Genomic DNA, 20,154 nt, shown 5'->3' with positions numbered 1-20,154 from the left:
ACACGGGTTCACTCCTATAAAGCTGAATTATCAACAAGCTCCAACTCAAACTCCATCAATTCACCATCGCGGTAAGCACTTACGGTCATTGTGTCGCCAATTTCTTTTTCATTGTACAGATGCTGGCGCAATTCGATGATATCGGCTATCGCTATACCATCCATCTCCACAATGACGTCATACTGCTCCATTCCGGCCTCATCTGCCGCTGATCCATCTACAACTGAATTAACGACAACACCTTGTGTGACGTCTTCAGGCAAGTTTAAGGTGTCCTCGCGGTGCATTTGAGGCACTTGAGCAAGATCCATCAATGTAATCCCCATTGCCGGACGAATCATTTCGCCGTTTTCTTCAAGTGAACGGATAACCGGCATAGCGGAATTGATCGGAATCGAAAAGCCGATGCCTTCCACTGCTGAGGTGGCGATCTTCATGGAATTGATGCCGATCAGCTGGCCTGCCAGGTTAACAAGCGCACCGCCACTGTTGCCGGGATTGATCGCAGCATCCGTCTGCAGCACTTCTGCCTGCCAGTCCTCTTGGCCATCCCCGTCCAAATCCACTGGGACTGCTCGATCTGTTCCGGACACGACGCCTGTTGTCACCGAGCCCGAGAAATCAAGGCCCAGCGGATTGCCGATGGCGATGACGGTCTCTCCTTGTTTTAAGGCATCCGAATCGCCGAATTGAGCAACAGCCTGTACTTTGGCTCCATCCATCTCAAGAACAGCCAAATCTGTCCAGATGTCGCTGCCGACCAAAGTCGCTTCCACTTTAGAACCATCAGAAAGCGTCACTTCTATGCCACTGGCACCGTCAATCACGTGATGGTTGGTAACAACATGAGCTGTTCCATCTTCATTTTTATAAATGACGCCTGAGCCGGTTCCAACTTCCTGCTCCTGTTGAGGCTGAGGTGATTGGGACCAGAAATCGCCGACCGCTTGTAGATTTGTAACCCCCACTACAGAATCCGCTGCAATTTCAACCGCCTCTGTCACATCCGTCGTAATTTCGACTGAAACCGACTCGGATTGCCCCTCGGATTCCTGTTGGACGATTTGCGTTTCACTACCCGTATCGGGTCTCAGCTCTGGCATCGTATAGAACAACAACCATACCAATAAAGCACCGGCCGCCACTCCCGCCAGCCCTGCAGCAAATGCGCCCAAACGGCTCGGCTTTTGCCTGCCACTCGGTGTCTGATTGTAATAGCCCATTGCCTTCATCCTTTCTCTTCTTCTATCTCTTTAACCTTAGTTTAGAAAGTTGAAACAGACAAAGCAAGCTGGAAGAGTTGCAGGCTTTCTTTGAATTCCCTAAATCTCTTAGCGCCGGCGCGTCCGAAGCGTTGGGTAAAAGCTGGTTTCTTTAATTCAACTTATATATTCATCTTTTTAGAAACCACTTCGCCAATTAGTCTATCTCCCTCCAAACAAAAACAGCCGGAAGCTGATCCGCTTCCGGCTGTTGGTTACACAACGATTAATTTAGTTGGGATATTGGCATCCGTGTCGAGAAGGTCGACATACTCGCCAACGATGATGCCTTTTGTCTGCAGGGTCTGTTCGACGCTCATGCGTGCCAGGTCCTTCATGTTATTGTCTTTGCTCAAATGCGACAGGTAAATTCGGGTCGGTTTTTCAGCAAGCACTTCACTCATGGCGACTGCTGCATCTTCATTGGAGACGTGGCCGACATCGCTGAGAATCCGGCGTTTGACAGACCATGGATAGCGGCCCATCTGGAGCATGCCGACATCATGATTGCTTTCAAACACATAGGAATCGGACGCCTGAATCACACCTTTCATCCGGTCGCTGACATAGCCGGTATCGGTAATCAGCGACAGCTTCCGGCCGGCCGCATGAAAAACGTAGAACATCGGATCTGCTGCATCGTGGGACACGGCAAAGGATTCAATATCCAGCGAACCGAAGGTCTTCACAGTATCCATATCAAAATGGAAACGCTGTTCGACCGGAACCGCTCCGATTAGTCCGTCCATTGCTGTCCAGGTTTTGGCATTGGCATAAATGGGCACCTTGTGTTTGCGCGCAACGATGCCAAGCCCTTTGATATGGTCACTATGTTCATGCGTGACCAAAATTCCATCCAAATCGCTCATTTTCTTGCCGATTGCCGCAAACAGCTCTTCCATCTTGCGGCCGCTGAGTCCCGCATCGACCAGGAAGGAATGTTCCCCATTTTCTATATAAGTGGCATTGCCGCTTGAGCCGCTGGCTAATACACTGAATTGCATAGCAAAATCTCCTTACTCTACTTCTTCCTCTTGTTGTTTGTTCAACTCGATGACGCCATCTTTTACGGCATTCACGAAAAAGTCCTGACGGCTGCCATCGGAAAGCTCCGCTTGAATATGCCAGGTCGGTACAAACATATGGCGATTTTCCGATACTTGTACATGGACGGAATAGCCCAACTCGGTTTTCGTAATCGCCAATTCACGTTCCAGCATATTTTTTTGGTAAAGCGTGTGAATCGCTCTGATGGCGGACACTAATTCTTTCGGTTCTTCGTTTTCAATAATATCCGTGAACATCGTTTGTTCGTAACGGACAATATTCCCTGCATTATCCCAGTAAACGGTCAATTTCCCATCTTTGCTAAGGTATAGCGTATCCCCTTCAAAGCTTTGGAAAAAGACAGCTTTGTTTTGTTCTTCATCGATTTCCCATAATTCGTAGGAAGCACCTTCATGAACATTTTCTTCAACGAACATCGTCAAGGCTTCCGCGCTTTCTTCTCCCCCTGTCAGGGGAACAGGCGCTTCATAGGCAACCTGCAACTGTTTCCCATCTTGGATATTGACCTGAACATTTTCTTGTGGTGCTTCTTTAGCAGTGAGCAGTTTCGTTTCCCCGCGAATATACGGCATGCTCTCGGTAATTTCCGGCAGATTCGAATAGGTGATTTCGTCACCTTTCATTTTTTCCTCCACTGAAGATTCCGAAAGGACTTCCGTGTTTTTGGATTCTGTATAACGGTCCAAATACAAGGAATACAAAAAGACGTTCAAAATAGAAAAGACAATGATAAAGATCGTCTTGGTTTTATTCCAATCCAAGTTTACGCCCTCCTGTCAATTCGCTCGTCAGTTCGGTCCATACACCATTCACTTCGAAATACCATGCCGGCTCAAAAGTGATCAAACGCTCTTCACTTCTCGTCAACTTATAGGCAGGGGCAATCGCCGTTACATCGGATGGATCCTGATCGTCCATTTCTGTGATGGCTTTTAGAACCGCTTCTCCGGAAGCCAGGATGGCCACTCTTTTCTCAGCTTCAGAATCCAGCTGGTAGGTCGGACGAAGATAGCTGTAAACCTGCTCCTCGCCAGCGTCTATCCCCCATATGATATCCAAGCTGGTTGTGGTGCTGGTACTGAAAACCGGTAAATCTTCTACATACAATTGATACTTGATTTGCTGGCTCACCGAATTCATTCCGGCGTAGAAATAATCATCCGTCCAGCCGCCATGTTCATTGATATAGCCGAAGGAATCGAATAACAAGTCGGAAGGAATTGCCGGATCGGAAGTTTCAGCTTTCGGCTGAATATAGCTGATGCTTTTGTTGGCCGAATTCTCCCTCATCAGCGCACCGGAATCATCTTTGTATTCCTGTGTCGTTAAATCTGCTGACAATGCCAGCCCCGGGCTGTCGAGCAAAGCTTCAGCAAATTTTGCAGTCGGTGTTTCTTCCAGTACGTAATAGATGCTGGATTTCTCGACTTCGTCTTCCTGTACATAAATCGGTAAGGGCCCGATTTTTTCATCAGTAATATAAGGTTCGTAGTCAACCGTTTCCGGTAAAATGTCAGCTTGGAATTGGCGCAGATCTTCTGCCGGAACAGCGGCTTTATAAATTCTCCCCGATAGGCTATTGATGAAATACAAAGCCGGACGATCGTTAGCCGGAGCTTCCCATTCAATGACGATCCGGTCAAATGAAGATTCAGGAATCGCCGTATCGACAATATTGGTGATCGAATCGAATACCGGAAAAGGAACCACGCCCGGGTAGTAGATAACGGCACGGTTCGCGCTATGCATATAGGATTCCAGCGTCGCAGGAGTCGCATCTTCCTGTACCACTCTTATATCTTGGATCTCCCATAGTTTCAGAGAGTCGATCAGCAGATTGATATTGCTTTGTTCAGTAGTTCCTCTGACCGTATCCTCAGTATGAAACAGTAATTTTACAGGCCTGACAACTTCCTCAGGATTTTTGGTTTGTGCGATCGGCTCATCCACTGTAGTCGACGGCTCGATGGTTTCGTGTGTAGGAGTGAAAGTCCAGATGGTGAAGGTCAATGCCAGACTGAGCAGGATCAGCAAAAGTAACGCAAACGATTTAATTTGCTCTACATATTTCAATCCCACTCACTCCCATCGTCCATCTCGAAAGGCAGTGTAAAGAAAATAGTCGTTCCTTTTCCATACTTGCTCTCTGCCCAGATGACGCCTCCATGTGCATTGATCATTTCTTTTGAAATGGCCAACCCTAAACCAGTCCCGCCCATTTCACGGGATCTTGCGCGATCGACACGGTAAAAACGATCAAAAATACGATCTACATTTTCTTTCGGAATCCCCATTCCTTCATCACTGATTTGGATCAATAAAAATCCTTCTTCCACAGTCATGCCAAAGCGGATTTTTCCGCCTTCCGGAGAATATTTCAACGCATTGGAAATAATATTATCAATTACCTGCGTCAGTTTGTCAGGATCGATTTCCACAAAATACTGTTCTTTGGGCAAATGCCGTTCAAAACGCACTTTTTGTGATTTCGACATTTCAAAACGGTCGATGATTCGGTTGAAAAAGACATTGAACTCGACCATTTCCTTGCTCATTTCGGTTTCGCTGGAGTCCATTTTTGATAACTTCAGCAAATCATTGACGAGCCGGATCATCCGCTCTGTTTCTGTCTGCGTGACATTCAGGAAGTTCGGAGCCAGATTCGGATCCTGCCACGCGCCATCAGCCAATGCTTCCAGGTAACTGCGCATAGTGGTCAAAGGCGTCCGCAATTCATGCGATACATTGGCCACGAATTCACGGCGTTCCATATCGATCTTTTCCTGCTCGGTATTGTCATGCAAAACTGCAATCAACCCGTTGACAAAGCCGGTCTCTTTTTGAATGACCGAAAATGTCGTTCGCAATAAGGTACTTTGTTCGTGCGAACCGAAATCAAGTGTTACTGCCTCTTTCATATCGATCAAGTCTTCAAACGTATATTCTTCTTCCAACCCCAATATGCTCGTTACCGGGCGATTAATCACCGTTTCACGTGAAACATTCAGCAATTGGAGCGCAGGGTCATTGATCAGGATGATTCGGCCTCTTCTATCTGTCGACAGTACGCCATCCGTCATATTGGAAAGGACTGACGCCAGTTTGCGGCGTTCACTTTCGGTCGACTGTTGGGATTCCTGCAGCCTGTTCGTCAAATGGTTGAAGGCGCGGGCAAGCTGGCCAATTTCGTCATCGCTGTACACCCGTACTTTGCGCGAGAAATTCCCTTTTGCCATGGCCTGTGCCTGCTTGCGCATATCCGCAATCGGCCGTGAAATCGTCTGGGCGACCAGGATTCCTAAAATTGCCGTGATGACCAGGGAAATGGCGGTGCCTCCCGCGAGTATGGAATTGATATCGTCCATTTGGTCATAGACGTTTTCAATTTCCGCTACAACGTATAAGGTTCCAAGAATCTCGCCGCCTGCTGCAATAATCGGCTGGGTTCGCACCCAAACCCGCTCTTCGCTGTCTGGGTCGACATAGGTCTGTTCCATTTCGGTTTCTCCGATAATGGTTTGCCGTACCAGGTCGGTTGTCGATCGTTGGCCGACCAACGACTGGTTTTCGATATCTGAAGACGCCAAAATGCTGTAGCGTGTGTTGACGACGCGGATTTCATTGATATCATCCGATTGGAAACCATATAACACTGTCCGCAGCGTCTGCTCAAGCGTCAAATCTTCCTCTGTACGTTCTTTGATCATTTCTTCCCGCACACTGAATTCGATGATTTCCATCCGGTCTTCAATAGAGCTTTCAAAATTCCCTTTCAGGGTTTCTTCAAGCTGTTGGGCAAAATAAAGTCCGATAATCTGCATGGCTAAAAGAATCAGCAGAATATAGATCAAAACAAATTTTACATGTATCGATTTTAAAAAGTTTACTTTTGACATTCAGTTACTCCTGTTCAGGATTTCGCAAATAATACCCGACACCGCGACGCGTTACGATCCATGCTGGATGGCTCGGGTTGTCTTCGATTTTTTCACGCAATCGGCGAATCGTGACATCCACTGTCCGAACATCGCCGAAATAATCATATCCCCATACCGTCTGCAGCAAATGCTCGCGCGTCATCACCTGGCCGATATGCTTGCCGAGGTAATGCAGCAATTCAAATTCACGGTGTGTCAATTCAATGGTTTCTTCACGCTTCAACACAAGATAGGCATCGGGCTGAATCGTTAGTGAGCCGACTTGGATATCGTTTGAGTTTTGGCCTTCTTCTTCAGCCGGCGCAATATTTTGGCGGCGCAAATTCGCTTTCACGCGTGCAATCAATTCACGGGTCGAGAAAGGTTTGGTGACATAATCATCCGCACCCAATTCCAGGCCGAGAACTTTATCGATCTCCGAGTCTTTTGCCGTCAGCATAATGATTGGAAAGTCGAATTTCTTCCGGATTTCACGGCATACTTCCATGCCATCACGATTTGGCAGCATAATATCCAACAACATCAAGTCCGGTTGGATTTCTCCCGCTATCTTGATCGCTTCATCTCCATCATAAGCACACACTACATTAAAGCCTTCTTTTTTTAAGTTGAACTGCAGAATGTCTGCAATCGGTTTCTCATCGTCTACAACCAGAATGGTTTTGCTCATCATTAATTCTCCCCTTTTTCTTCACGCTTACACCCTTTTTTCTTTTCGTTGCACATTCTTTACTACCCTATACTTTATCATTGTTTAGGCCATTTCGCACCTATCAGCGGCTAAGCCCCTGTCCAGCCCCATTAGACACAAAGAAAAACCGCCCATTGCCATGGCGCGGTTCTGAACATCAAGATGAGATATAATTTAGTGGATTTTGGGTAACACCATTCAATGAGATTTCCAAATGCAGGTGGAGACCTGTCGAGCGTCCCGTATTCCCCATCTCTCCTAGCTTGGTGCCTTTTGGAACTGTGTCCCCTACCTTTACATCAATCGCTGACAGATGGGCATAGATCGTCTCGTAGCCATTTTGGTGATTGACCACTACACGATTGCCGAATGTCCCTGCAGCTCCTGCAGCCTTCACAACTCCATGGTCTGCAGACTTGATGGCAAGGCCATCCGGCTGGGCAATATCGATGCCGTTATGCATTCTGCCCCAGCGCTGCCCACGCTCACTCGAAATATAGCCGCCTTCAGCCGGCCATGCAAATCTTCCGGTTCCTACTGCAGGGAGTTCTTTAATGCCGTTCAACTTAATTTCTTCTACAGGCTTTTTGGTTATTTCTTCCCTATCTTTTACGCGCTCCAGCTGCTTGCCGTTTTCTTCAGTGATCGTATAGCTCACGGTCTTCTCGCCTTTTTTCCCTTTTTGATCCACTTTTGTTTTTCCGATAAACAGGTTTTTATTATCTTTTTCAACGACTTTGTAATCGATCGCTTCTTTTTCTTTTTGTTCTTTCTTCACAGTGACCTTCACTTTGGCTTCATCCAAGAGAAAAGCCGCTGCCTGTTCCGGGGTCTTGACGCTTTTCGGATCGACCTGCTTGGTCACACCCCATATTTTTTGATCGATGGCTACATCCGTTATGCGTGTTTCTCCAGCTTTCAGTTCAGGCAGGCTTTCCTCAGATGCCTGTTGATCTTCCCAAGCTTTCAATTCCGGTTCAGGCACAGCCGCAAGCTTTAAGTGCCTGACGGTTTCTTCATACGCTGCCCGGTCCTTTAAATAAACCGTCAATTCATCGTCGACTGCGAGGGCAAAGGCTGATGCCTGGATCGCCAATTGATCATCCAGCCGCTCCAATGCCTCTTCCTCATCAGCCGCATTCGGTGAAAAGCTCTGCTCCGTCACCACATTGAACTCTTCGCTTAGTTCCAGCTTCAACTCTTTGAACTTTTGGTCCGCTGCCGCCAGCTTGTCATCAACCAGCTCTTCAATCGACTCCTCCTGTGAAACCGCGCCAAGGTACTCACCCTCGCTGTACAAATGATGAATCGTTTCAAATTCTTCTTTTGGATTTTCCGCAAATATTGTATTCGCTCCAATCACTGACAGCAACAGCGCCGCTGCAGCCCCCAGCTTCAATTGAAGCCCTTTATTTTCTTTCAAAGTGAATTTCATGTCTTGGTTAACTCCTTCATAACGAGTGCGCACCATTTCTGCAGCGATTCTGCAGATGCTGGTTTTTGCCTTCCCAACTTTATCATAATCAACCCAATGAACAACAAAATATTAGCCTATGTCACATAAATGTATCATTCAATCCACTTATAGTTATTAATTGGATTTATTTTGCTTTACATCAAATCAGCTGAGAAAAAATCTATGGAAATCGAGTCTAAAACCTTACTCTTTCCGTCTTTACCGCTCCATCATCTGTCATATTTGTCACAACGCTTTCCACCTCCACTTCTTCACATGTGACGAAACTGGGAAAAGACAAAAAACCACAAAAAGCAGCCGCCCAAAGGCGACTGCTTCCTGAAGTTTTTATGGATTCTTAGTTGAAATTATCTCCAAACACTCGTAACGATATTCGTCTGGTTACGGTCAGGACCGACAGAGAAAATCGAAATCTGAACGCCTGTCAATTGAGCAATACGCTCCAAGTAATGGCGCGCGTTCGCAGGCAATTCATCCAGTGATTTGCAGTTGGTTACATCTTCCGGCCAGCCTGGCAGCTCTTCATAGACTGGTTCGCAATCAGCAAGCATACGCAGGTTCGCTGGGTATTCCGTGATCAATTCCCCCTGGTAGCGGTAAGCTGTACAAATCTTCACCGTATCAAGGCCTGCCAATACGTCGATCGAGTTGACCGTTAAATCCGTCAAACCGCTGACGCGTCTTGCATGGCGCACAACAACACTGTCGAACCAGCCGATGCGGCGTGGACGTCCAGTGGTTGTTCCGTATTCTTTGCCGACTTCGCGGATTCTTTGGCCCACTTCATCGAATAATTCAGTGGGGAACGGTCCGTCGCCGACACGTGAAGTATAGGCTTTGCAGACACCGATGACGTGCTGGATCGTTGTCGGGCCAACACCTGCACCGATTGTCACGCCGCCCGCTACCGGGTTGGAAGATGTGACGAACGGGTAAGTCCCTTGGTCGATATCGAGCATAACGCCTTGAGCGCCTTCGAACAATACGCGGCGGCCTGCATCAATGGCATCGTTCAATACTTTTGATGTGTCCGTTACGTATTTAGCGATTTCCTGGCCGTATGCATAATACTCTTCCATGATTTCTTCTACAGTGAATCCTTCTGTTTCATAGAACTTTTCGAACAGACGGTTTTTCTCTTTTAAGTTCATGCGCAGTTTTTCCTCGAACACAACATGGTCCAACAAATCCGCCATGCGAATTCCGACACGCGCTGCTTTGTCCATATAAGCAGGTCCGATGCCTTTGCCCGTTGTTCCGATCTTATTTGCTCCGCGGCGTGCTTCTTCCACTTCGTCCTGCTTGATGTGGTATGGCAATAGGACATGTGCGCGGTTGGAAATGCGCAGGTTCTCCGTTGTCACTCCACGGTCATGAAGACCTTTCAATTCTTTTACAAGCGCTTTCGGATCTACGACCATGCCGTTCCCGATTACGGATGTTTTATCCTTATAGAAAATCCCTGAAGGAATCAAATGCAATTTGTACGTTTCTCCACCAAAAATAATGGTATGTCCAGCGTTGTTCCCGCCTTGGTAACGTGCAATCACTTCTGCATGTTCAGATAGAAAATCTGTGATCTTTCCTTTTCCTTCGTCTCCCCATTGCGTTCCTACTACTACGACTGATGTCATCGTCCGCACCTCCGTTAGGCATATGCCCTGTCTCAAACAGTGTTAATTGTACCAATGAAAGACGGTATCGTCAATATAAAATAGAAGAAAACACGAACATATAAATGTGTTACCACATTTAATGTTCGTGTTTAAAAGTTTCCACCGGATTCATGCTGACTCCAGTCGATGGTGACGAATTTATTGTATTCCTTCACAAAAGCCAGTTTCACCGTACCGGTCGGGCCGTTACGCTGTTTGGCGATAATGATTTCAATCATGTTCTGATCTTCGGTTTCCTTGTCGTAATAATCTTCCCGGTACAGGAAAGATACGATATCGGCATCCTGCTCAATACTTCCGGATTCACGTAAATCGGACATCATCGGCCGCTTGTCCTGCCGTTGCTCCACTCCACGGGATAACTGCGACAAAGCGATGACCGGAACTTCCAATTCACGCGCCAGGCCTTTCAGGGAACGGGAAATATCCGATACTTCCTGCTGCCGGTTTTCACCGGATTTGCCGGGCCCCTGGATTAGCTGAAGATAATCGATCATGATCATGCCAAGGCCGTATTCCTGCTTCAGGCGGCGGCATTTCGCGCGGATATCATTGACCCGGATCCCCGGTGTATCATCGATGAAAATTCCGGCATTCGATAAGCTGCCCATCGCCATCGTCAGTTTGCGCCAATCTTCATTTTGAAGCGCTCCTGTCCGCAGCACCTGTGCATCGATATTGCCTTCCGCACAGAGCATACGCATGACCAGCTGTTCAGCGCCCATCTCCAGACTGAAGATGGCGACGTTCTCGTCTGTTTTCGTCGCGACGTTCTGCGCGACATTCAAAGCGAAAGCCGTCTTACCGACAGAAGGCCGTGCAGCCACGATGATCAAGTCATTCCGCTGAAACCCTGCAGTTATCTTATCCAAGTCCTGAAAGCCCGTAGGAATGCCTGTAACGTCCCCTTTGCGTGTATGCAAAAGTTCGATATTGTCATAGGTCTTGACCAGCACATCTTTAATGTGGGTAAAGTCACCGGCCTTTTTTCGGCTCGATACTTCCATCATTTTCTTTTCGGCTTCGGAAAGCAACGCTTCCACTTCATCTTCGCGTGTAAAACCGTCTTCCACGATCGTTGTCGCTACGCGGATGAGGCGGCGCAGCAGCGCCTTCTCTTCGACGATGTGAGCGTAATGCGCAACGTTTGCGGCCGTAGGGACAGCGTTGGCGATTTCCGTTAAATACGATAAGCCGCCAACGTCCTCCAGCTCTTTTTTGACAGAAAGCTCTTCTGTCACGGTCACCACATCAATCGCTTTTCCCTGATCCGATAAATTCAACATCGTCTGGAAAATCTTCTGATGGGCAATCCGGTAAAAATCTTCCGCCATCACGATTTCAGCAACCGTGATGAGGGATGGTGGTTCTAAGAAGATGGCGCCAATGACCGATTGCTCGGCTTCATGGTTATGCGGGGGGACGCGATCGATCGTTTCGTTCATCGGTCTCCCACCTTACGCTTCTTCAGTAACATGAACTCGAAGCGTAGCGGTCACATCGTGATGCAGCTTGACAGGAATATTGGTGTAGCCAAGCGCACGGATCGCGTCATCCAAATCCATTTTACGCTTGTCCAATTTGATGCCATGTTTTTTCTCAAGTGCTGTCGCCACTTGTTTAGTGGTGATCGATCCGAAAAGGCGGCCGCCTTCTCCGGATTTAGCCGTCAATTCAATTGTCAGGCTTTCCAGCTTTTCTTTCAGCTGTTCAGCTTCCTGGCGCTCCTGATCGGCTTCTTTCTGTTCTTTTTTCTTTTGGCCGTCCAATTTGCTGATGGTCGCCTGATTCGCTTCAATCGCCAAATTGTTTTTCAGCAGGAAGTTATGCGCGTAGCCATCCGCCACATTTTTAATTTCACCTTTTTTGCCTTTGCCTTTTACGTCTTTCAAAAATATTACTTTCATTCGTTTGCTCCTCCTTCATCGTCTTCCAAAATTACCGCTTTTAATTGATTGACCGCTTCTTCAATTGTGGTGTTCGGCATTTGGGTGGCTGCGTTGGTTAAATGGCCGCCGCCGCCGAGATTTTCCATGATGATCTGGACATTTACTTCGCCAAGCGACCGGGCACTGATGCCGATGCCGCCTTCTTGGCGCTCCGCCACTACGAAGGACGCGTTGACATCTTTCATGGTCAGCAGGATATCTGCCGTCTGCGCGATCAATACCGGACTGTAGACGCGGTCATGCTCGCCTTTTGCGATGGCGATGCCTTCCCCGACAAATTCCACTGTCTGAACGATTTTCGCGCGTTCAATATAGGTTTCCAGATCTTCTTTCAAGATGCGCTGAACGAGCACGGTATCGGCTCCATTCGAACGCAGATAGGATGCTGCTTCAAACGTACGGGCTCCTGTCCGTAAGGTAAAGCTCTTCGTATCGACAATGATTCCAGCCAGCATAGCAGTCGCTTCCAGCATGGACAGTTTTTCGTGTTTCGGCTGATATTCGATCAATTCAGTCACCAACTCGGCGGTTGACGAAGCATAAGGCTCCATATAGACCAGCATCGTATTGGTGATGAATTCCTCGCCTCTCCGGTGGTGGTCGATCAACACGACCCGTTCCATCCGCTGCAATACACGTTCATCGATGACCATTGATGGCTTGTGCGTATCCACGACGACGAGCAGGGAATGCTCGGTCATATCCGCCAGCGCTTCTTCAGGCGTGATGAACTGCTCAAACAACTCGGGCTCGCCTTCAATCGCTTCCATCAGTCTCATGACACTGCGGTCATATTCATCAAAATCAATGATGATCTTGCCTTTGACTTTGTTCATGGCGGCCATTTTGGCGACACCGACTGCGGCGCCGATCGAATCCATATCAGGCATTTTATGGCCCATGATAAACACTTGGTCACTTTCCTGGATCAGGTCACGCAGGGCGTGTGAAATAACCCGGGCCCTAACCCGTGTCCGTTTTTCAACCGGATTGGTCTTGCCCCCGTAGAACTTCACTTTTCCACTCGGATGTTTGATGGCAACCTGGTCTCCACCACGGCCGAGCACCAGATCCAGCCCGGATTGCGCCAGGCTGCCAAGCTCGACAAGCGATGCAGAACCGGCACCCACTCCGATACTCAAGGTCAATGCCAGATTATCTTTGGCGGTGACTTCGCGGATATCATCCAAGATAGCGAATTTTGACAGTTCCAACTCTTTTAAAATCGACTCGTTGAAAACCGCCATAAAGCGGTCAGATGAAATACGCTTCACAAAGATTCCGTGGTCTGCCCCCCATTGGTTGATGAGTGAAGTGACCAGGCTGTTTATGTTACTGCGTGTCTGATCATCCATTCCCTGCGCCAACTCATCGTAATTATCGATGAACAGAATCCCGATAACGGAACGGTCCGCATAATAAAGCGTCTCGATTTCCACTTGTTCGGTAATATCAAAAAGATAGAACAGGCGGTCATCCGCTTTATAATACACGCGGTATTTCCGCTCGCCCAATGTAATCGTCAGCTCTCTCGCTTCTTCGGACTTCACCAACGTATGGAAGTCATCCGACAATGTATAAAGTGACTCGCCGATCAGCGTGTCGTACTCGAGCGTCGAAGTCATGTAGGGATTTGCCCATTCAATTTCGTATTTTTCATTGACCAGTAAAATTCCAATCGGCATTTCGAGCAGTGCTTCTTCTCCGACCTTCTTCATACGGTACGACAATGTTTCAATATGTTTTTCAGTAGCTTCATAGATTCTTTTTTCCGTCACCCACGCCGCTGTAAAAGCAAGCACAAACAGCAGTGTAAAGATTCCAGCTGCCCATTCCGACCAAAATGAAATCAGAATCGCCGCGGCCATACCAAGAGAAAGCAGCGCTATAAGCGGATATCGAAGTTTTCTTTTTCTAAAAAAAGCCGACATTATTCTTCAGCTCCTTATTTTCCTTTAAACTCGTGTGCCCGCTTGACCCAACCCCGGATATCAAATCCAAGGTCTACGATTCCGACAATACTCGTAAATGATTGTAATGGCAATGCTAAGATAGTCACCAGCACTGTCACCCATTTCGGCCAGCTTTCCTGGTGGATGTAGAAATGATAAAAAGAAACACCTTGCAGGAACAGCAAGAATTGAAGCAACACGGTTGCATTAATGAAGATCATGTATGCCATCGTTCCGGGTTCAAACTCCGATAACAACGAGACAAGCAACACGATTAAATAATACCATAAAACGGATTTCGGCAATTTCATGTTCCGGAAAGGCGGAAACTTAGGCGCCTCAATTCCGAGACGCTTCAGAATCGGTAACAGGATCAACAATAGCATCCAGACCGACATGAACACACCCAGTACCAATAACACAGGCAACATCGTTTCAAACGAAAACTGCAACTGCGCAACAAGTTCATTGTATTCTTCGAGGGAGGTTTCAGAAGCCCCGAAACGCTCCATCAACGAACCTGTCTGTTCATAGGATTCATCGAACAAGACAGTGAACTCTTCCAGCACATTGATGCCGAACAGCACAATGGAAGCCACGTATTGAACCATTAAGGATATCAGCAGAACAATGCTGGCACTCATGAACATGAATAATTTGCTCTTCTTATAATAAATCGAGATGCCGATTGCCAATCCCAGCGGTACATGGATCAACGCCAGCGGCACTGACAAAAGGCCACCGATGATAAACGACAGCACCAGACAGACCGATGCAAAAAGCGCTGAAGCTTTCCATGGATATTTTGCACTGTACCAGGCGACCGGCAATGCCAAAATTAACGTACTTACTATACTTAAAACAGGAACGTATACCGAGATTGCCAGCAGTACTGTGAAAACCGCCGCCATCATTGCCCCATTTGTAAGTTGTCGCGTTTGTTGATTTTGCATATGACTGTTTTTCCCCTTCTTTCGGGCAGATTTCATCCTTGTAATTGTACCATGATTCAAGAACCTGAACAAAAGGAGCGATGTCCATTCCATGGATTCGTAAACAGGCTGAAACAGGAGACGACATTATAAGCACCTCCCTTAAGATGCATTGAACTAAATGCGTTTGCCCTTGGCATTTTGAAATTCCTCTCCACGTAAAGACATCGTTCAAATTACTTCGGCCACTGCCTTGTCCGTTTGGAGCGGCTTCTTCCTCCCCGAACTCGCTATTCTTAATTCAACGCAAAAAAAAGACCGGTTTCCCGGTCTTTTTGAAATCATCGTCCAGACTCCAGCATCCGGGCTTGCCGGGTGCTTTCGCTTTTCTTTAATTATCTTTCTTCCGCAACAAACGGTAGAAGTGCCATGATACGTGAGCGTTTGATAGCGATTGTCAACTTACGTTGCCATTTAGCGCTAGTGCCTGTAACACGACGTGGCAAGATTTTTCCTCTTTCAGAAATGAATTTCTTCAAAAGGTCAGTATCTTTATAGTCAATGTGCGTGATGTTGTTGGAAGTGAAGTAACAAACCTTTTTCCGTTTTTTTCCTCCGCGACGTGGTGCCATATCGAATTACCTCCTTTACTTAATAGTTGTTCGCCAGGTTCAGTCCATTTTAGAACGGTAAATCGTCATCCGATACTTCGATCGGACCGCTGCCGCTTGAGAATGGGTCTTCATCTACACGAGTATGGTTTTGCTGACTTGGGCTCGGTGATTGGTTCTGTTGATAGGAAGGCTGCTGTCCTTGTGAACGGTCCGTATTGGCGCTTTTCGGTTCAAGGAATTGAACACTGTCCGCCACTACTTCTGTCGTATAAACGCGTTTCCCGTCTTGTCCCTCGTAGCTACCAGTTTGGATGCGGCCTTCGACGCCAGCCAAGCTTCCTTTTTTCAGGAAATTCGCTGTGTTTTCAGCCTGTTTGCGCCAAACGGTACAATTAATGAAATCAGTTTCGCGTTCACCTTGAGCGTTCGAGAATGTCCGGTTTACAGCAAGTGTAAAACGGGCAACTGCCGCGCCGCTTGGTGTGTAGCGAAGATCTGGATCTTTTGTCAGTCTTCCGACTAAAACAACTCGGTTAATCATCAGAATTCAACCTCCTTCAAGTCAAAAAAATTTTAGTGCCAGTATCCTGTTTACGCGTCTTTGCGTACAGCGATATGACGAATAATGTCTTCGTTAATGTTCGCAAGACGTGTGTATTCGTTGATAGCTTCAGAACCAGCGTTTACTTTTACGATCTGGTAGAAACCTTCACGCAAATCGTTGATTTCATAAGCTAAACGACGTTTACCCCACTCTTTCGACTCGATGATTTCAGCTCCGTTAGAAGTAAGGATGTCGTTAAAACGCTCAACTAGAGCTTTTTTCGCTTCCTCTTCAATTGCAGGCTGAATGATATACATTAATTCATATTCTCTCATCGTGTTGTCACCTCCTCATGGACTTGGGCCCTGCTGTATCCAGCGGGCAAGGAGCAAGCAATTCATAAATATTACTCACATCACAGTATTGTATCATAATTCCGATAGGTTCACAAGCATGATTTTGCATTTAAAATACACTATACTTTTCACCATAGACTCCAAAGGATGTGAAGCGATGACACCCAGCCATATCATAGACTTGCAGATGGATGAAATAGCTCCTAAAGCGCTTTGGTTCAATATTATTTTACTGCTAGCTTTCGCTGCAGCCTATCATTTTTTCAATGAACCTTTATCATTCGGTTTTTCTTTAACTGGCATTTTACTCTTTGTGGTCGGCTATGTTGTATTGATTGTCGGGCACGAACTCTTCCACTTGGTCGGTTTTGTGCTGTTTGGAAAAGTCCCTGTTTCTTCATTGAATTATGGCATCAACTTAAAAATGGGAATTGCCTATGCCACTACCAGCAGACCTGTTCAAAACCACGCGATGCGCAAAGTCTTATTGCTGCCTTTTTGGACGACTGCCTTCATACCTACCGTTCTCGGATTTTGGATTGACAGCCAGGTGCTGGTTCTGTTGGGAGCGATGCTGACCGCTGGCGCTTTCGGCGACTTCATCATGTACTGGGAATTGCGCAAAGAAAAAAGCGCGGCCTGGATCATTGATGATCCTTCACTGCCGCGCCTGCATGTTTATGATGATTACCCTGAAACAGAAAACGCCGACTACTAGCGGCGTTTTTTTCTATACTGCAGAATGGGTACTCTCCCATTTCCCTGTTTCAATTCGTTCTTTCAACAGTTTTTCACTTTTTGCGATATACACAATTGTTTCCATAGAGTGGTTTCCCGCCTCCACTTCAACTGTCACCTTGTCGTACATATCGGTCTCCGGATTGCCCGAATACTCTTCTAAGAAATCCAAAGCTGGCCACAACACATCCGGGATATCGTATACTTCCCCTTCAATCTGTCCACTGTCCGACAAAACCATCGCCGGATAACCCATCCCGGTATCATACAATATTCCTTTAGCTGTCGCCTGTTCTTCCACCAATTCCGCTTCTTCCAAATAACAATGATACTTCCCGCCCTGTTTCAGCGTTCCGTATGCAAATAACAACATTTCCTATTCCTCCATGCAAAAACCGGATGCGGCAAGGCACCCGGTTATTTTTTAGTTTTGTGGTACTGAACATCCGAACTTTTGGTGCGGCTGGAAAACGCCGCTTCGCCAGACCGTCTTACGCCTGTCAGAGCATAACGGTCGTTTCCGCTTTTAGCTTTATCCAGCTGCGGTGGCCAGATTCTCGGGTCATAAGACAACCCAGCGGCGTGGCAAAGAGCGCCACTCTGCTGGTTCGCCTTATGCCTGTCGAACCTTGACGGCCATCCTCGCTTTTAGACGTTAAATCTAAACAGCATTACGTCGCCGTCTTTGACGATGTATTCCTTGCCTTCTTGACGCACTTTCCCTGCTTCTTTTGCTGCTGCCATTGAACCCATTTCAACCAGGTCTTCATAAGCCACAGTTTCGGCACGGATAAATCCGCGTTCGAAGTCAGAGTGGATGACGCCGGCACATTGTGGTGCTTTCATGCCTTTTTTAAATGTCCATGCACGAACTTCCTGAACGCCGGCTGTAAAGTAAGTGGCTAATCCAAGCAAGCTGTACGAAGCTTTAACCAATTGATCCAATCCAGACTCTTTGATGCCCAGTTCTTCAAGGAACATTTCTTTTTCTTCGTCTTCCAGTTCAGCCATTTCTTCTTCGATCTTCGCACAGATTACGATGACGTCTGCATTGTCTTTCGCTGCGAACTCACGGACTTGCTGAACGTATTCATTGTCATCCGCATCTGCGATTTCATCTTCTGAAACGTTTGCCACGTAAAGCATCGGTTTGATCGTCAATAGGTTCAAGCCTTTAGCAATGCGCAGTTCGTCTTCTGTGAATTCAATTGAACGCGCCAATTGGCCGTTTTCAAAGGCTTCACGCAATTTCATCAGAACTGGTTCTTCGGCAACAGCTTCTTTGTCTTTTTGTTTCACTAATTTCGCTGCGCGTGCAATGCGTTTTTCGATGCTTTCCATATCCGCCAATATCAATTCCAGGTTAATGACTTCAATATCAGAGATCGGGTCTACTTTTCCCGTAACGTGCGTGATGTTGTCGTCGGCAAAACAACGGACAACTTGGCAAATCGCATCAACTTCACGGATATGGGACAGGAATTTGTTCCCTAGTCCTTCTCCTTTGCTGGCGCCTTCGACAATTCCCGCAATATCGGTGAATTCAAAAGCCGTCGGTACGGTTTTTTTCGGATCCACCAATTCCGTCAATTTATCAAGACGCTCATCTGGAACTTCGACAATTCCAACGTTTGGATCTATTGTACAGAACGGATAGTTTGCCGCTTCGGCACCCGCTTTTGTTATTGCATTAAATAATGTGGATTTCCCCACGTTTGGTAATCCTACAATCCCTGCAGTTAATGCCATAGGATGCACAACCTTTCCTCTATATAAAACGAATTATTTTTTACACAACCATTCCATTATAGGAATGAAAACCCGAATTGTCCATTTTTCATTCCGCTTCGGCTTTAACTAAAACTTTTTTCATCTTCTTATTGAATTCCATACGCGGCAGCATCACACTGTGCTGGCAACCCTCACATTTAATCCGGACGTCAGCCCCCATACGAATAATCTTCCAGGCATTGGCTCCACATGGATGGCCTTTTTTCATTTCAACTATATCGTTCAGTCCAAACTCCTTCATTTCCATGAGTCGGCCTCCTTCTATCCATTAAGTTTTCGCACTTTTGGCTGGTGCAGCTTCTTCAGGATTCCGCTGCATCATAACCATCCGCGGATACGGAATCTCGACGCCGCGTTGATCCAGGAAGTCCTTCAGATCGCGGCGCATTCCTCTAGCCACAGCAAAGTGCTGCATCGGCAAGGTTTCTGCTGTAATTCGCATAACGATTTCAGTCGTTGTCAGGTTTTGTACCCCCAGCAATTCTGCAGGTTTGATGATTTGTTCGTATCGATCCTGCAAGGTGTCCAGAAATTCCATAATCAAGCTTTCCACACGCGTGATGTCCGATTCATAGGAAATATTGACATCGACCACCGCAATGGAATTGTGAATCGAGAAGTTTACAACGTCCGTGATCGTGCCATTCGGAAAGATAAACAATTCGCCCGTCCAAGCCTTCACTTTTGTCGTCCGTAATCCGATCTCTTCCACGGTCCCTTCGGCGACACCAACGCGTACATAGTCCCCCACCGAAAATTGGTCTTCAAAAATAATGAAAAATCCGGTGATTACATCGCGCACCAGGTTCTGTGCACCGAAACCAACGGCTAAGCCCAGCACCCCGGCTCCGGCGATCAAACCGGTAATGTCGATGGTAAACGTCGACAGAATAGAAACTGCCGCTATGAAATACACAACATACGCTACTACATTGGACAATAACTTTGATAAGGTTTGCTGTCTCCGTTCGTTATAAAGGAGCGGACCTTTGATGCGTACGGAAAAAGTTTTCCGTATCAAGACACGCAAGACTTTCACTAGGACAACCGCGGCTATGGTAATCAAGACGACTTTCAAAAAGATGATGACCAGGTCCATCCACATTGCCTCATCCGATAGTACGCCTATAATTCGTTGTGTCATTTTTTCAATGTTCACTCTTTCA

At 46.9% G+C, this 20,154-nt stretch carries 20 protein-coding genes; 1 reads left to right on the top strand and 19 read right to left on the bottom strand.

From position 1 onward, the window contains the following. Window positions 1-14: 14 nt before the first annotated feature. From K8U60_RS18175 to rpsF, 15 genes are all read right to left on the bottom strand, one after another. Window positions 15-1,223 carry a S1C family serine protease gene (locus K8U60_RS18175; RefSeq protein ID WP_223643367.1) on the bottom strand — a complete coding sequence of 403 codons (1,209 nt, stop codon included), beginning with the start codon at window positions 1,221-1,223 and terminating at the stop codon, window positions 15-17. A gap of 254 nt (window positions 1,224-1,477) precedes the next feature. After that, complete coding sequence (locus K8U60_RS18170; protein WP_223643365.1) at window positions 1,478-2,266, bottom strand: MBL fold metallo-hydrolase; 789 nt, start codon at window positions 2,264-2,266, stop codon at window positions 1,478-1,480. Between the two features lie 12 nt (window positions 2,267-2,278). Next, window positions 2,279-3,091 carry a two-component system regulatory protein YycI gene (locus K8U60_RS18165; protein ID WP_223643363.1) on the bottom strand — a complete coding sequence of 271 codons (813 nt, stop codon included), beginning with the start codon at window positions 3,089-3,091 and terminating at the stop codon, window positions 2,279-2,281. Then, window positions 3,078-4,409, bottom strand: a complete 1,332-nt coding sequence (locus K8U60_RS18160; protein ID WP_223643361.1) for a YycH family regulatory protein — start codon at window positions 4,407-4,409, stop codon at window positions 3,078-3,080. Before K8U60_RS18160 ends, K8U60_RS18165 begins: the two co-directional genes overlap by 14 nt. Further along, window positions 4,400-6,226, bottom strand: a complete 1,827-nt coding sequence (gene walK, locus K8U60_RS18155; RefSeq protein WP_223643359.1) for a cell wall metabolism sensor histidine kinase WalK — start codon at window positions 6,224-6,226, stop codon at window positions 4,400-4,402. Before walK ends, K8U60_RS18160 begins: the two co-directional genes overlap by 10 nt. Window positions 6,227-6,230: 4 nt before the next feature. Then, window positions 6,231-6,938 (bottom strand): response regulator YycF, encoded by a 708-nt coding sequence (yycF, locus tag K8U60_RS18150; RefSeq protein ID WP_146555369.1) that lies wholly within the window; start codon window positions 6,936-6,938, stop codon window positions 6,231-6,233. 178 nt (window positions 6,939-7,116) lie between these two features. Further along, entirely contained in the window at window positions 7,117-8,394 is a 1,278-nt protein-coding gene (locus K8U60_RS18145; RefSeq protein WP_223643357.1) for a M23 family metallopeptidase, read from the bottom strand. Between the two features lie 389 nt (window positions 8,395-8,783). Beyond that, window positions 8,784-10,070, bottom strand: coding sequence for an adenylosuccinate synthase (locus tag K8U60_RS18140; protein ID WP_223643355.1), 1,287 nt, complete (start codon window positions 10,068-10,070; stop codon window positions 8,784-8,786). Window positions 10,071-10,201: 131 nt separating this feature from the next. Continuing rightward, the gene (dnaB, locus tag K8U60_RS18135; protein WP_223643353.1) at window positions 10,202-11,557 is read right to left on the bottom strand and encodes a replicative DNA helicase; all 1,356 of its coding nucleotides are present in this window, start codon (window positions 11,555-11,557) and stop codon (window positions 10,202-10,204) included. Between the two features lie 12 nt (window positions 11,558-11,569). Further along, window positions 11,570-12,019, bottom strand: a complete 450-nt coding sequence (gene rplI, locus K8U60_RS18130) for a 50S ribosomal protein L9 (protein WP_146555366.1) — start codon at window positions 12,017-12,019, stop codon at window positions 11,570-11,572. Continuing rightward, a complete protein-coding gene (locus tag K8U60_RS18125) occupies window positions 12,016-13,992 on the bottom strand; it encodes a DHH family phosphoesterase (protein ID WP_223643351.1) in 1,977 nt (658 codons plus the stop codon). The genes rplI and K8U60_RS18125 overlap by 4 nt, the downstream gene beginning before the upstream one ends. 14 nt (window positions 13,993-14,006) lie before the next feature. Further along, window positions 14,007-14,966 (bottom strand): YybS family protein, encoded by a 960-nt coding sequence (locus K8U60_RS18120; protein ID WP_223643349.1) that lies wholly within the window; start codon window positions 14,964-14,966, stop codon window positions 14,007-14,009. A gap of 374 nt (window positions 14,967-15,340) precedes the next feature. Continuing rightward, window positions 15,341-15,577, bottom strand: a complete 237-nt coding sequence (rpsR, locus tag K8U60_RS18115; protein ID WP_006830564.1) for a 30S ribosomal protein S18 — start codon at window positions 15,575-15,577, stop codon at window positions 15,341-15,343. Window positions 15,578-15,626: 49 nt separating this feature from the next. Then, on the bottom strand, window positions 15,627-16,100 hold the full coding sequence (gene ssb / locus K8U60_RS18110; protein WP_008497641.1) for a single-stranded DNA-binding protein: 474 nt from the start codon (window positions 16,098-16,100) through the stop codon (window positions 15,627-15,629). Window positions 16,101-16,150: 50 nt separating this feature from the next. After that, on the bottom strand, window positions 16,151-16,438 hold the full coding sequence (gene rpsF / locus K8U60_RS18105) for a 30S ribosomal protein S6 (protein WP_106533339.1): 288 nt from the start codon (window positions 16,436-16,438) through the stop codon (window positions 16,151-16,153). A gap of 178 nt (window positions 16,439-16,616) precedes the next feature. Between rpsF and K8U60_RS18100 the strand changes: the two genes are divergently transcribed. Next, entirely contained in the window at window positions 16,617-17,177 is a 561-nt protein-coding gene (locus tag K8U60_RS18100) for a DUF3267 domain-containing protein (protein ID WP_223643347.1), read from the top strand. A gap of 12 nt (window positions 17,178-17,189) precedes the next feature. Here K8U60_RS18100 and K8U60_RS18095 read toward each other — a convergent pair whose 3' ends face one another. The 4 genes from K8U60_RS18095 to K8U60_RS18080 all read right to left on the bottom strand — a co-directional run bounded on the left by K8U60_RS18095 (window position 17,190) and on the right by K8U60_RS18080 (window position 20,147). Continuing rightward, complete coding sequence (locus K8U60_RS18095; RefSeq protein ID WP_223643345.1) at window positions 17,190-17,570, bottom strand: gamma-glutamylcyclotransferase family protein; 381 nt, start codon at window positions 17,568-17,570, stop codon at window positions 17,190-17,192. A gap of 275 nt (window positions 17,571-17,845) precedes the next feature. After that, window positions 17,846-18,946 (bottom strand): redox-regulated ATPase YchF, encoded by a 1,101-nt coding sequence (gene ychF / locus K8U60_RS18090; RefSeq protein ID WP_223643342.1) that lies wholly within the window; start codon window positions 18,944-18,946, stop codon window positions 17,846-17,848. Window positions 18,947-19,034: 88 nt separating this feature from the next. Further along, the gene (locus tag K8U60_RS18085; RefSeq protein WP_146555360.1) at window positions 19,035-19,235 is read right to left on the bottom strand and encodes a DUF951 domain-containing protein; all 201 of its coding nucleotides are present in this window, start codon (window positions 19,233-19,235) and stop codon (window positions 19,035-19,037) included. A gap of 21 nt (window positions 19,236-19,256) precedes the next feature. Further along, on the bottom strand, window positions 19,257-20,147 hold the full coding sequence (locus tag K8U60_RS18080; protein WP_223643340.1) for a mechanosensitive ion channel family protein: 891 nt from the start codon (window positions 20,145-20,147) through the stop codon (window positions 19,257-19,259). Between the last annotated feature and the right edge of the window lie 7 nt (window positions 20,148-20,154).

The organism is Planococcus circulans (assembly GCF_020023385.1).
Lineage (GTDB): Bacteria > Bacillota > Bacilli > Bacillales_A > Planococcaceae > Planococcus.
The sequence above is the reverse complement of the archived record's forward strand: the minus strand, read 5'-3'. Positions and strand labels throughout refer to the sequence as shown.